This is a genomic window from Streptomyces sp. NPDC086787 (assembly GCF_044745865.1).
Classification (GTDB): Bacteria; Actinomycetota; Actinomycetes; order Streptomycetales; family Streptomycetaceae; genus Streptomyces.
Genome location: NZ_JBIVBC010000004.1, coordinates 356,535 through 369,159, shown reverse-complemented (window position 1 = coordinate 369,159; position 12,625 = coordinate 356,535). Strand labels below are relative to the sequence as shown.

Below are 12,625 nucleotides of genomic sequence, written 5' to 3'. Positions count from 1 at the left end.
CGCACGCCGTGTCCCGGGCCGGTCCCGCCGGCCCGGGACAGGCCCATCAGGGGCAGGAAACGCCGATGCGCAAAGGGCAGTACAGATTCGTCACGGGATTTCTCCTCGTCCCCGTGGCGCTTTATCTGATCTTCGTGATCTGGCCATACCTCCAGACGTTCGGCTATTCGCTGACCGACTGGAAAGGACAGTCGCAGACCTTCAAGTTCGTCGGTCTGGACAACTACATACAGCTGTTCAAGGACGACGTCTTCCTCCAGGCCGTCTGGCACAACGCCCTGTTCCTGATCTTCATCCCGGTGATCACCATCCTGCTCGCCCTGTTCTTCGCCTTCATGGTGAACGCGGGCGGTCGCGGCCGGGCGGGCGGAGTGCAGGGCGTCGCCGGATCCCGGTTCTACAAGGTCGTCTACTTCTTTCCGCAGGTGCTTTCGCTGGCCATCGTCGCGGTGCTGTTCAACGCGGTGTACCGGAGTGACGGCGGTGGACTTCTCAACGGTTTCCTGATCAAACTCGGCCTGGTCGACGCAGCGAATCCGGTCGAATGGCTGAACGAGCCCGACATGGTGCTGTGGGCGCTGATGGCGGCCGTGGTCTGGCACGGCGTCGGTTTCTATCTGGTGCTGTTCTCGGCCGCCATGCAGTCCATACCGAAGGACATATACGAAGCCGCGCTCATCGACGGCGCCGGCCGCAACCAGTCCTTCTTCCGCATCACCCTGCCGCTGCTGTGGGACACCGTGCAGACCGCCTGGGTGTATCTGGGCATCGTCGCGATGGACATGTTCGTACTGGTCTCCTCCATGACCCAGAACATGGGCGCCTACGGAGGCGGTCCCGACCACCACAGCGACGTGATGTCGACGGTGATGATGCGCAACTTCCAGTACTTCGGAAAGAGCGGCTACGCCTGCGCCATGGGCGTGGTCATGCTCCTGCTCACCCTGATCCTGTCCGTGGTCATGCTGCGCGCCACCCGCCGCGAGCGCGTCGAGTACTGAGCGGGAGACACGACGACATGAGCGCACCTCTCAAGGAATCCACGGCCGCGTACGACGAGCGGACCGTCGGCAAGGAACCCACCCGGCCCGCCGCCCGGCGCGGTGAGGGCATCGCCCTGAACGTGTTCTCGCACGGCTTCCTCGCCCTGTGGGCGCTGCTGATCGTGCTGCCGCTGCTGTGGCTGGTGATCGGCTCCTTCAAGACCGACGCCCAGATCGGCGGCTCCGCGTTCGGCTGGCCGCACGACTGGTCCTTCGACGTCTTCCGGCGGGCCTGGGACAAGGGCATCGGCGACTACTTCCTGAACACGGTCATCGTGCTGGTCTTCAGCGTGCCGCTGACCATGCTCTTCGGCTCGATGGCCGCGTACGTGCTGGCCCGCTACCGTTTCCCGGGCAACCGGCTCCTCTACTACTTCTTCGTCGCCGGCGCGATGTTCCCGGTGTTCCTGGCCCTGGTCCCGCTGTTCTTCATGGTCAAGCGGCTGGACATGCTGAACACCTACCAGGGGCTGATCCTGGTCTACGTCGCCTACTCGATGCCGTTCACCGTGTTCTTCATGCACGCCTTCTTCCGGACCCTGCCCACGGCGGTCTTCGAGGCGGCGGTCCTGGACGGCGCCTCGCACACCCGGACCTTCTTCCAGGTGATGCTGCCGATGGCGAAGCCGGGACTGATCAGTGTGGGGATCTTCAACACGCTGGGGCAGTGGAATCAGTTCATCCTGCCGACGGTGCTGATGCAGCCGCAGAGCGGCTCGGACCCCGAGCGTTACGTCCTCACCCAGGGCCTCATCCAGCTTCAGCAACAGCAGGGGTACGCCTCCGACCTGCCCGTTCTGTTCGCCGGGGTGACCATCGCGATGGTCCCGATGCTGGTGGTCTATCTGTCCTTCCAGCGGCAGGTCCAAGCGGGCCTGACCTCGGCGACGCTGAAATAGCGCAGAGCCCGCACTGTGTGCAAGACCCCGGAAACCGTTCAACCTCTTGACGGGAGGCGACCCCAACGGCTCAGCTTAGGGTTCACTAGTTGGACATAGACGGGGCCTCATCGCAGCGGTCCCGCGCGCGCAGGAGGTCGTCGTGGAGACTCCGGGGTCGCAGTCGTCACTGCACCGAGCCAACCTGGAGCGGGTCGTGCGCGCCGTGAGGCTCGCCGGTTCGCTCACACAGGCGGAGATCGCCAGGAGCACCGGCCTGTCGGCCGCAACCGTCTCCAACATCGTACGAGAACTGAAGGATGGCGGGACCGTCGAGGTCACGCCCACCTCGGCGGGCGGCCGCCGGGCCCGCAGCGTGTCCCTGAGCGGGGACGCGGGCATCGTCATAGGGGTCGATTTCGGGCACGCGCACCTACGGGTCGCCGTCGGCAACCTGGCTCATCAGGTGCTCGCCGAGGAGTCCGAGCCGCTGGACGTGGACGCCTCCGCAGCACAGGGCTTCGACCGGGCGGAACAGCTGGTCAACCGGCTGATCGAGAGCACCGGCGTGGACCGCGCCAAGATCGCCGGAGTGGGCCTCGGCGTGCCCGGTCCGATCGATCTGGAGTCCGGCTCGCTGGGATCCTCCGCCATCCTGCCCGGCTGGATCGGCACCCGCCCCGCCGAGGAGCTGCGGGGGCGGCTCGGCGTACCCGTGCACGTGGACAACGACGCGAACCTCGGCGCCCTCGGCGAGATGGTCTGGGGCAGTGGCCGCGGAGTTCGTGATCTTGCTTACATCAAGGTCGCGAGCGGTGTCGGTGCCGGTCTGGTGATCGAGGGGAAGATCTACCGCGGCCCCGGCGGCACGGCCGGCGAGATCGGCCACATCACCCTCGACGAGTCCGGCCCGGTCTGCCGCTGCGGCAACCGGGGCTGTCTGGAGACCTTCGCGGCGGCCCGCTACGTGCTCCCGCTGCTCCAGCCGAGCCACGGCACCGATCTGACCATGGAGGGCGTCGTACGCCTGGCCAGGGATGGAGATCCCGGCTGTCGCCGTGTGATCGCCGACGTCGGCCGCCACATCGGCAGCGGCGTGGCGAACCTCTGCAATCTGCTCAATCCCAGCAGGGTGGTGCTCGGTGGCGACCTCGCGGAGGCGGGGGAGCTGGTCCTCGGGCCCATCAGGGAGTCCGTGAGCCGCTACGCGATCCCGAGCGCGGCACGTCAACTCACCGTTCTTCCAGGGGCACTTGGCGGCCGCGCCGAGGTGCTCGGCGCGCTCGCCCTCGCTCTCGGCGAGATGGGCGATTCGACCCTTTTGGACGGTAGTCTGGCCGGGGTCGCACCCGCCTTCACTTAGAGAACGAATGACGCCGTTGCCATCTCGTTAAGTATTTACTTCTTGACGTCGAACTTGCGGCCGAGTTGACTTCGAGCCACCTCGGCCGCAGCGTTGCGGCCCTGTCAGGGAGGCACCCCCAATGAACGCAACGATGCGCAGAGTCGTCATCGGCACCGCCGCGGTATCGATGGCCCTTTCCGTGGCCGCCTGTGGCAAGGCCGGCGACAAGGACAACGACTCGTCGAGCTCCGGTGGCAAGTCCATCGGCCTGCTCCTTCCCGACAGCGTGACCGCGCGCTACGAGAAGTTCGACAAGCCGTACTTCGAGGCGAAGGTCAGCGAGCTGTGCTCGGACTGCAAGGTCGAGTACGCCAACGCCGCCGGTGACGCGAACAAGCAGGCCCAGCAGGTCCGCACCATGATCACCAAGGGCGTCAAGGTCCTCGTGGTCAGTGCCCAGGACTCGGCCGCCATCAAGTCGTCCATCCAGGCCGCCGTCAAGAAGGGCATCAAGGTCGTCGCCTACGACCGCCTCGCCCAGGGCCCGGTCTCCGCCTACGTCTCCTTCGACAACGAGAAGGTCGGCCAGCTCCAGGGTCAGGCGCTGCTCGACTCGCTCGGCGCCAAGGCCACCAAGTCGTCCAAGGTCGTCATGATCAACGGTCTGGACGCCGACCCGAACGCCGCGCTGTTCAAGAAGGGCGCCCACTCCGCCCTCGACGGCAAGGTCGACATCGCCTACGAGCAGTCCGGCGAGTGGAGCGACGTCACCGCCGCCTCGAAGATGAAGACGGCCATCACCCAGCTCGGCGCCAAGAAGATCGCGGGCGTCTACTCCGCCAACGACGGCATGGCCGGCGGCATCGCCACCACGCTGAAGGGCGCGGGCATCAGTGGCATCCCGCTGACCGGCCAGGACGCGGAGCTCGCCGGTATCCAGCGCATCGTCGCCGGCACCCAGTCCAGCACGGTCTACAAGGCGTTCAAGCCGGAGGCCGACGCGGCCGCCCAGCTCGCGGTCAACCTGCTCCAGGGCAAGGACATCAAGTCCCTCGCCACCTCGGAGCAGACCAGCGGCTCCGGCGACAAGGTGCCCTCGCAGCTGCTGACCCCGGTCTCGGTCACCAAGGCCAACATCAAGGACACGGTCGTCAAGGACAAGCTGTACACCGTCGCGGAGATCTGCGCCGGCGAGTACGCGAGCGCCTGCAAGACCGCCGGTCTTCAGTAGTCCCCAGGCCTCCCTGGCCGAGGCTCGTGCGAGCCGCACGAGCACCCGACCGCCCCGGCGGTCCCGCGAAGCCCCTCCGACGCCCGCCCCGGCCTACCTACCCCGCTGCCGGGACGGGCGTCGGACGGAACCGCTGCCCAGTGCCGCGGATTCGCGCACGTTCATCCTGTAAACCTCGTGCCCTGTGCACGTCCCTCCGCGCCTGACTGTCCAAGCGCGGCATCCCCGCCGGTCAGGCGGCGAAGGAGATGGTTCACGTGTCCGCTACGCCCGTGCTGGCGTTGCGCGGAGTCTCCAAGCGATTCGGTGCGGTCCAGGCCCTCACCGACGTCGAGCTGGAGGTCCACGCCGGAGAAGTGGTCGCCCTGGTGGGCGACAACGGCGCAGGAAAGTCCACCCTGGTCAAGACGATCGCGGGTGTCCACCCCATCGATGAGGGCGTCATCGAGTGGGAGGGCAGGCCGGTCGGCATCAACAAGCCGCAGGACGCCCAGTCACTCGGCGTCGCGACCGTCTACCAGGACCTCGCGCTGTGCGACAACCTCGATGTCGTCGCCAACCTCTTCCTCGGCCGCGAGCTGCTGCACCGCGGCGTCGTCGACGAGGTCGAGATGGAGAAGCAGGCCCGTGAGCTGCTGAGCACGCTGTCGATCCGCATCCCCAGCGTGCGCATCCCGATCGCGAGCCTGTCCGGCGGCCAGCGCCAGGTCGTCGCCATCGCGCGCGCCCTGATCGGCGACCCCAAGGTCGTCATCCTCGACGAGCCCACCGCCGCCCTCGGCGTCGAGCAGACCGCGCAGGTCCTCGACCTGGTCGAGCGGCTGCGCGAGCGCGAGCTGGGCGTCATCCTCATCAGCCACAACATGGCGGACGTGAAGGCGGTCGCGGACACCGTCGCCGTCCTGCGCCTGGGCAAGAACAACGGCTCCTTCCCGGTGAAGAGCACCAGCCAAGAAGAGATCATCGCCGCGATCACGGGAGCCACGGACAACGCCGTGACCCGTCGTGCGGACCGTCGCACCACGGAGGCGGCAAAGTGACTGACACGTCCAAGGTCGAGAAGGCCGAGAACGCCGACCCCCTGGTGAAGAGCCAGGACACCGTGGCCCCCGCCGACGACCCCACGGCCGCGCCGGTCGAGGTCGTCGACCCCCGGCTGCTGGTCCGCGACGAGGGCTTCAAGGGCTACATCACCGAGTTCAAGCGGAAGATCAAGGGCGGTGAGCTGGGCTCGCTCCCGGTCGTCATCGGCCTGATCATCATCTGGACCATCTTCGAGCTGAAGAACGACCGCTTCCTCAGCGCCGGAAACCTCTCCAGCATCAGCTACTTCATGGCCGCCACCGGCATGCTCGCCATCGGCCTGGTGTTCGTGCTGCTGCTCGGTGAGATCGACCTCTCCGTCGGCTCGGTCAGCGGTCTGTCGTCCGCGCTGTTCGCCGTCTTCGTCGTGCAACACGGCATGAACGAGTGGCTCGCACTCGTCCTCACGATCGTCACCGGCGTCGGCATCGGCGCCCTGCACGGCTGGTTCTTCGCCAGGATCGGCGTACCCGCGTTCGTCGTCACGCTGGCCGGCTTCCTCGGCTGGAACGGCCTGATGCTCTGGCTGCTGGGCGCCAGCGGCAGCATCAACATCCCGGACGCCACCGGCCCGGCCCACCTGCTCGGCCAGAGCAGCTACTTCATGGACCAGGCCATCATCGGCGCCTACCTGCTGGCGGGTCTCGGTGTGGTGCTCTCGCTCGTCGGCAACTTCGGCGAGCAGCGCCGTCGGCGCGCCGCCGGTGTGCCCTTCCGGCCCACCAGCGAGATCCTGCTCCGCGTCGGTCTGCTCGCCGTCGCGTCCTTCGCCGCCGCGGCCGTGCTGAACAACGCCGAGGGTGTCTCCAACGCGCTGGTGATCTTCCTGGCCGCGCTGGTCGTCGTGGACTTCGTGCTGCGCCGTACGACCTACGGCCGCAAGGTCTTCGCGGTCGGCGGCAGCATCGAGGCCGCGCGCCGCGCCGGTATCAGCGTGCCCATGGTCCGGATCACGGTGTTCGCCATCTCCGGCGGCTTCGCCGCGGTCGGTGGCATGTTCTTCGCCGGCCAGACCGCCACCGCCTCGCTCGGCTCGGGCGGCGGCAACACCCTGATGCTCGCCATCGCGGCCGCCGTCATCGGCGGCACCAGCCTGTTCGGCGGGCGCGGCAGCGTCTGGTCGGCGCTGCTGGGCATGCTGGTCATCCAGTCCATCCAGACCGGTCTCGACCTGCTGAACATGAGCCAGTCGATCCAGTACATGATCACCGGCGCGGTGCTGCTGGCCGCGGTGGTCATCGACTCGGTCTCCCGCAAGAGCCAGAAGGCGGCCGGCCGCGCGTAGCGGCAACGCCCCCTGAGCCTGTGCCCGGCGCCAACGGCGGCGCCGGGCACAGCCGCGTTCGGGAACCACCACGATGGGTACCGCCGTTCGAGTGATGTACGACGCAGAGCCCGGACACCGACCGCCGAGGCGGAACATTAGACTCGACAAGCCCGGCAACTGCTCGATCAGCTCAACTGCAAGGAGGCACGGGTGCCGCTGCTGACCCGCATCAGGGGACCGCGCGATCTGGACCGGCTCAGCCCGGAGGAGCTGGACCGGCTGGCAGAGGAGATCCGGACCTTCCTGGTCGACGCCGTCGCCAAGACAGGCGGCCATCTCGGCCCCAACCTGGGCGTGGTCGAGCTCACCATCGCCCTGCACCGCGTCTTCGAGTCCCCGAAGGACAAGGTGCTGTGGGACACGGGCCACCAGTCCTATGTGCACAAGCTGCTCACGGGGCGACAGGACTTCTCCCGGCTGAAGATGAAGGGCGGCCTGTCCGGCTACCCCTCCCAGGCCGAGTCCGAGCACGACATCATCGAGAACTCGCACGCCTCGACGGTCCTCGGCTGGGCCGACGGTCTGGCGAAAGCCAACCAACTGCACAAAAGGGACAGCCATGTGGTCGCCGTCATCGGTGACGGAGCCCTCACCGGCGGCATGGCCTGGGAGGCGCTGAACAACATCGCCGACGCCAAGGACCGCCCCCTGGTCATCGTCGTCAACGACAACGAGCGCTCGTACGCGCCGACCATCGGCGGCCTCGCCAACCACCTGGCGACCCTGCGCACCAGCGACGGCTACGAGCGCTTCCTGGCCCGCACCAAGGAGGTCCTGGAGCGCACCCCGGTCCTCGGCAGGCCGCTCTACGAGACCCTGCACGGCGCGAAGAAGGGCCTCAAGGACTTCATCGCCCCACAGGGCATGTTCGAGGACCTGGGCCTCAAGTACGTCGGCCCCATCGACGGTCACGACATCGAGGCGCTGGAGTCGGCGCTCGCCCGCGCCAAGCGGTTCGGCGGCCCGGTGATCGTGCACTGCCTGACCGAGAAGGGCCGCGGCTACCAGCCCGCCCTCCAGGACGAGGCCGACCGCTTCCACGCCGTCGGCAGGATCCACCCCGACACCGGTCTGCCGATCGCCAGTTCCGGCGCCGACTGGACCTCCGTCTTCGGCGACGAGATGGTGAAGCTGGGTCACGAGCGGGAGGACGTCGTCGCCATCACCGCCGCGATGCTCCAGCCCGTCGGTCTCGACCGGTTCGCCAAGGCCTTCCCCGACCGGGTGTACGACGTCGGCATCGCCGAACAGCACGGCGCCGTCTCCGCGGCCGGCCTCGCCACCGGCGGGGTGCACCCCGTCTTCGCCGTGTACGCCACCTTCCTGAACCGCGCCTTCGACCAGGTGCTGATGGACGTGGCGCTGCACAAGTGCGGAGTGACGTTCGTCCTGGACCGGGCCGGCGTCACCGGCACCGACGGCGCCTCCCACAACGGCATGTGGGACATGTCGATCCTCCAGGTGGTCCCCGGGCTCCGGCTCGCCGCACCCCGGGACGCCGACCAGGTGCGCGCCCAGCTGCGCGAGGCCGTCGAGGTCGAGGACGCGCCTACCGTGGTCCGCTTCTCGAAGGGCGCCGTCGGTCCCGCCGTACCGGCAGTGGGTCGCGTCGGCGGCATGGACGTGCTGCGCGAGCCGGGCACCGACACCCCGGACGTGCTGCTGGTCTCCGTGGGCGCGCTCGCCCCGATGTGCCTGGAGATCGCCGGGCTGCTCGACAAGCAGGGCATCTCCACCACCGTCGTCGACCCGCGCTGGGTCAAGCCCGTCGACGAGGCCATGGCCCCGCTCGCCGAGCGGCACCGCGTCGTCGTCACCGTCGAGGACAACTCCCGGGTCGGCGGCGTCGGCTCGGCCGTCGCCCAGGCCCTCAGGGACGCCGGGGTGGACGTCCCGCTGCGCGACTTCGGCATCCCGCCGCGCTTCCTCGACCACGCCTCCCGCGCCGAGGTGATGGCCGAGATCGGGCTGACCGCCCCCGACATCGCCCGGCAGGTCACCGGCCTGGTCGCCAGGCTGGACGGTCCCGCCGAACGCGAGACCGCCGAGGTCGAGTCCGCACGCGACTAGGCCTGTCCCACAACGCGCCCATTTGGGCCGGTTTCACCCCTTTCGAGGGTGGTGAAACCGGCCCATTTGCGTGAATCGGTGTGCGCGGGGCATACGTACCACGCCCCCTCTTGATCAGGTCGAGCCGGGTCGAGGCAGGTCGAGGACGACAAGCGTGGGAGGTACCTCGTGAGCAGAACCGTCTTCCGGACGAAGAACGTAGAACAGTCCATCCGCGACACCGAGGAGCCGGAGCACGCGCTCAAGAAGTCCCTGTCCGCGCTGGACCTGACCGTCTTCGGCGTCGGTGTCATCATCGGCACCGGCATCTTCGTCCTGACCGGCAAGGTCGCCAAGGAGAACGCGGGCCCCGCGGTCTCCCTGTCCTTCGTCGTGGCCGGCGTGGTCTGCGGGCTCGCCGCCCTCTGCTACGCGGAGTTCGCCTCCACCGTGCCGGTGGCCGGATCCGCCTACACCTTCTCGTACGCCTCCCTCGGCGAACTGCCCGCCTGGATCATCGGCTGGGACCTGGTCCTGGAGTTCGCCCTCGGCACGGCGGTGGTCGCCGTCGGCTGGTCCGGCTACATGCGCTCACTCCTCGACAACTGGGGCTGGCACCTGCCCGGCTACCTCTCCGGGCGGGACGGAGCCCACGGCTTCGGCTTCGACATCCTGGCCGCCGCCCTCATCCTGGTGCTCACCGCCATCCTGGTGATCGGCATGAAGCTGTCCGCCCGGGTCACCGAGGTGGTCGTCGCCATCAAGGTGGCCGTCGTCCTCATCGTGATCGTAGCGGGCGCCTTCTTCGTCAAGGGCAGCAACTACGAGCCGTTCGTCCCCGAGTCGGCGCCCGCGCCCGCCGCGAGCAGTCTGAAGGCGCCCCTCGTGCAGCTGATGTCCGGCTTCACGCCCTCCAACTTCGGCGTGATGGGCATCTTCACCGCCGCCTCCGTGGTGTTCTTCGCCTTCATCGGCTTCGACGTCGTGGCCACCGCCGCGGAGGAGACCAGGAACCCGCAGCGCGACATGCCACGCGGCATCCTCGGCTCCCTGTTCGTCTGCACCGCGCTGTACGTGGCGGTGTCCATCGTCGTCACCGGCATGCAGCACTACAGCAAGCTCTCCGTCGACGCCCCGCTCGCCGACGCCTTCAAGGCCACCGGGCACCCCTGGTACGCGGGCGCGATCAGCTTCGGCGCCGTCATCGGCCTCACCACGGTGTGCATGATCCTGCTGCTCGGCCAGACCCGCGTGTTCTTCGCGATGAGCCGCGACGGCCTGCTGCCCCGCTTCTTCTCCGTCGTCCACCCCCGCTTCCGCACCCCGCACCGGCCGACCATCCTGCTCGGCGTGCTCATCGCGATCATCGCCGGGTTCACCAGCCTGAGCGAACTCGCGGAACTGGTGAACATCGGCACCCTGTTCGCCTTCATCGTCGTCGCGCTCGGCGTGATCATCCTCCGCCGCACCCGCCCGGACCTGCCCCGCGCCTTCCGCACCCCCTGGGTGCCGTTCGTCCCGATCGTGTCCGTCCTCGCCACCTTCTGGCTGATGCTCAACCTGCCCGCCGAGACCTGGCTGCGGTTCGCCGTCTGGATGATCATCGGATTCATCGTGTACTTCATGTACGGCCGCACCCACAGCCGCCTCGCCGAACGGCAGCAGCCCGCGACGACCGGCGACCGGCCGGCCGACGGCCCGCGATAGCACCGTAGTCCCGCGGTCCCGTATGTCCTGCCCCGGCACGGACCACCGAGCCGGATAGCGTGCTCCCCATGCCCGCCGTCGCGCTCGCCCCACGAACCACAGCCGAGCGGAAGGCGTACTGGGCGCGGCTGCTGCCCGCCCTCGCGGTCCTCGCCGCCCTCACCCGGGCACCGTCCTTCGCCCGCCCGCTGTGGAACCCGGACGAGGGCTATCTCGCGGTACAGGCCCGGATACTGGCCCAGGGCGGACAGCTGTACGAGACGGTGGTGGACCGCAAACCGCCGTTCGTACCGTGGCTCTACCAGGCCGCGTTCGCGCTGGGCGGCTCCGGATCGCTCACCACCGTACGGATCCTCGCCGTCCTCGCCCAGCTGCTCACCGCCGTCCTGCTGGCCTCGCTGGCCCGGCGCCGCTGGGGCGACACCGCGGGCCGCACGGCCGGGCTGCTCCACCTGCTGATCTCCGTGGGGCTCAACCCCGAGGACGCCCAGGCCGCCGGCTTCGAGGTGTTCATACTGCCGTCCACGGCCGCAGCGATGTGGTGTGCGGACCGCCGCCGCTGGGGTGCGGCCGGGACGGCCGTCGCCGCCGCCTTCCTCACCAAGCAGACCGGCGGAGCCGTACTGCTGCCGGTGGTGTGGCTCGCCCTCCGGCACGGGGCGCCGCGCACCGCCCTGCCCCGGCTCGCAGCCGGCGCGGTCCTGCCGGTGCTGGGCGCGGCCCTGGCCACCAACCCGGCCGGCTTCGTCTTCTGGACGGTCACCGGCTCCGGGTCCTACGCCACCTTCACCGGCTCCGAACTCCACGTCCTGTCCCGGGGGCTGGCCAACACGGCCATCCTGGCGGTGGCCTGCGCGGGCCTGATCCCACCGGTGGTACGACTCCTGCGCACGCCGCGCACCGGCACGGCACCGGCGGACCTGTGGCTGTGGCCGGCCTCATCGGCGCTCGCCGTGGCCCTCGGCCTCCACTTCTTCGGCCACTACTACCTCCAGCTCACCCCGCCCCTCGCCCTGCTCGCGACCGCCGCCCTTCAGGTCCTGCCCCGGAAACGGCTCACGGCCGCCGTCCTCACCTCGGTCGGCTGCTGCGCCCTGTTCCTGGCCTGGGGCCTGCTGGCCCCCCGCCCCGAGCTCACCCACGCCCAGCGCCTGGCGTCCGCCGTCGCGAGCCGTACGGCACACGCCGACCGGGTCCTCGTCTGGGGCATACACCCGGAGACGTACTGGCTCGCCGCCCGCACCCCCGCGAGCCGCTACCTCACCGCCGGACTCCTCACCAACTACAGCGGCGGCCGCGACGGCCCCAGGATCGGGGAGAAGTACGGCGTGGAGGGCGCCTGGCCCGTCTTCCGCGCGGAAATGACCACCCACGCCCCCGCCCTGGTGGTCGACGACTCCCGCGGCAAGCCCTACGCCCCGGCCCGGGTTCCCACCCTGCGCCGCCTTCTGACGGCACGGTACGAACAGGTGGGCGAGGTGGACGGGGCGGTGCTGTACGCACGGGTGCGTTGACGCCGTAGCGGGCTCTGCGGGTCTATGGCCGCCCGCCCAGGGCCGCCCGGGGGCCGGTGACCTCCGCGTTCAACTCCGTCACCCGGCGCCGCAGTTCCCGGTCGGCCGTGATGACCAGGCAGGGGCGGCCGGGATTCGCGGCCACCAGTTCGGCGATCCGGTCGTCGCCGCTGCCCGACGCCGGCTCCACCCGCACGCCCGGCGCGGACTCCACCTCGCGGGCCGCCCCCTCGACGACGAGCACGATCTCCACCGGATCGGGTCGGCCGGGCAGCCCCTCCGAGGCCAGCCGGTCCCGCAGCCGCTCGGTGGCACCCTTGCGGTCCCGCCACCAGCCGTCGGGCACCGACCCGACCACGTTCGCCGCGTCCACGATCACCAGCAGCGAGGTGTCCTCGTCCATGGGTCGATTTTCCCACGGCCACAGCTGCCCGCGGCGCGGCGCGGC

The 12,625-nt window shown here is 69.2% G+C and carries 10 protein-coding genes; 9 read left to right on the top strand and 1 reads right to left on the bottom strand.

What is annotated here, in order from left to right; translation table 11 throughout:
* Positions 1–65: 65 nt before the first annotated feature.
* The 9 genes from ACIPK3_RS13790 (at position 66) to ACIPK3_RS13750 (ending at position 12,177) form a co-directional block, all read left to right on the top strand.
* Entirely contained in the window at positions 66–1,001 is a 936-nt protein-coding gene (locus ACIPK3_RS13790; protein ID WP_402569274.1) for a carbohydrate ABC transporter permease, read from the top strand.
* 17 nt (positions 1,002–1,018) lie between these two features.
* Positions 1,019–1,942 carry a carbohydrate ABC transporter permease gene (locus tag ACIPK3_RS13785; RefSeq protein WP_402569272.1) on the top strand — a complete coding sequence of 308 codons (924 nt, stop codon included), beginning with the start codon at positions 1,019–1,021 and terminating at the stop codon, positions 1,940–1,942.
* Between the two features lie 142 nt (positions 1,943–2,084).
* On the top strand, positions 2,085–3,284 hold the full coding sequence (locus ACIPK3_RS13780) for an ROK family protein (RefSeq protein WP_402569270.1): 1,200 nt from the start codon (positions 2,085–2,087) through the stop codon (positions 3,282–3,284).
* A 121-nt stretch (positions 3,285–3,405) separates the two neighbouring features.
* Entirely contained in the window at positions 3,406–4,497 is a 1,092-nt protein-coding gene (locus tag ACIPK3_RS13775) for a sugar ABC transporter substrate-binding protein (RefSeq protein ID WP_402569269.1), read from the top strand.
* A 248-nt stretch (positions 4,498–4,745) separates the two neighbouring features.
* A complete protein-coding gene (locus ACIPK3_RS13770) occupies positions 4,746–5,537 on the top strand; it encodes an ATP-binding cassette domain-containing protein (RefSeq protein WP_402569267.1) in 792 nt (263 codons plus the stop codon).
* Positions 5,534–6,865, top strand: a complete 1,332-nt coding sequence (locus ACIPK3_RS13765; protein WP_402569265.1) for a sugar ABC transporter permease — start codon at positions 5,534–5,536, stop codon at positions 6,863–6,865. Before ACIPK3_RS13770 ends, ACIPK3_RS13765 begins: the two co-directional genes overlap by 4 nt.
* A 192-nt stretch (positions 6,866–7,057) precedes the next feature.
* Complete coding sequence (dxs, locus tag ACIPK3_RS13760) at positions 7,058–8,977, top strand: 1-deoxy-D-xylulose-5-phosphate synthase (RefSeq protein WP_402569263.1); 1,920 nt, start codon at positions 7,058–7,060, stop codon at positions 8,975–8,977.
* A 168-nt stretch (positions 8,978–9,145) separates the two neighbouring features.
* Positions 9,146–10,663, top strand: coding sequence for an amino acid permease (locus tag ACIPK3_RS13755; RefSeq protein WP_402569261.1), 1,518 nt, complete (start codon positions 9,146–9,148; stop codon positions 10,661–10,663).
* Between the two features lie 68 nt (positions 10,664–10,731).
* A complete protein-coding gene (locus tag ACIPK3_RS13750; protein ID WP_402569260.1) occupies positions 10,732–12,177 on the top strand; it encodes an ArnT family glycosyltransferase in 1,446 nt (481 codons plus the stop codon).
* Positions 12,178–12,199: 22 nt separating this feature from the next.
* Here ACIPK3_RS13750 and ACIPK3_RS13745 read toward each other — a convergent pair whose 3' ends face one another.
* The gene (locus tag ACIPK3_RS13745; protein ID WP_402569259.1) at positions 12,200–12,580 is read right to left on the bottom strand and encodes an NTP pyrophosphohydrolase; all 381 of its coding nucleotides are present in this window, start codon (positions 12,578–12,580) and stop codon (positions 12,200–12,202) included.
* Between the last annotated feature and the right edge of the window lie 45 nt (positions 12,581–12,625).

What these genes read in the sequence shown, in the direction of transcription:
- ACIPK3_RS13790 (WP_402569274.1), top strand. Translation starts at nt 66, where the DNA reads ATGCGCAAAGGGCAGTACAGATTCGTCACGGGATTTCTCCTCGTCCCC.
- ACIPK3_RS13785 (WP_402569272.1), top strand. Translation starts at nt 1,019, where the DNA reads ATGAGCGCACCTCTCAAGGAATCCACGGCCGCGTACGACGAGCGGACC.
- ACIPK3_RS13775 (WP_402569269.1), top strand. Translation starts at nt 3,406, where the DNA reads ATGAACGCAACGATGCGCAGAGTCGTCATCGGCACCGCCGCGGTATCG.
- ACIPK3_RS13770 (WP_402569267.1), top strand. Translation starts at nt 4,746, where the DNA reads ATGGTTCACGTGTCCGCTACGCCCGTGCTGGCGTTGCGCGGAGTCTCC.
- ACIPK3_RS13750 (WP_402569260.1), top strand. Translation starts at nt 10,732, where the DNA reads ATGCCCGCCGTCGCGCTCGCCCCACGAACCACAGCCGAGCGGAAGGCG.
- ACIPK3_RS13745 (WP_402569259.1), bottom strand. Translation starts at nt 12,580, where the DNA reads ATGGACGAGGACACCTCGCTGCTGGTGATCGTGGACGCGGCGAACGTG.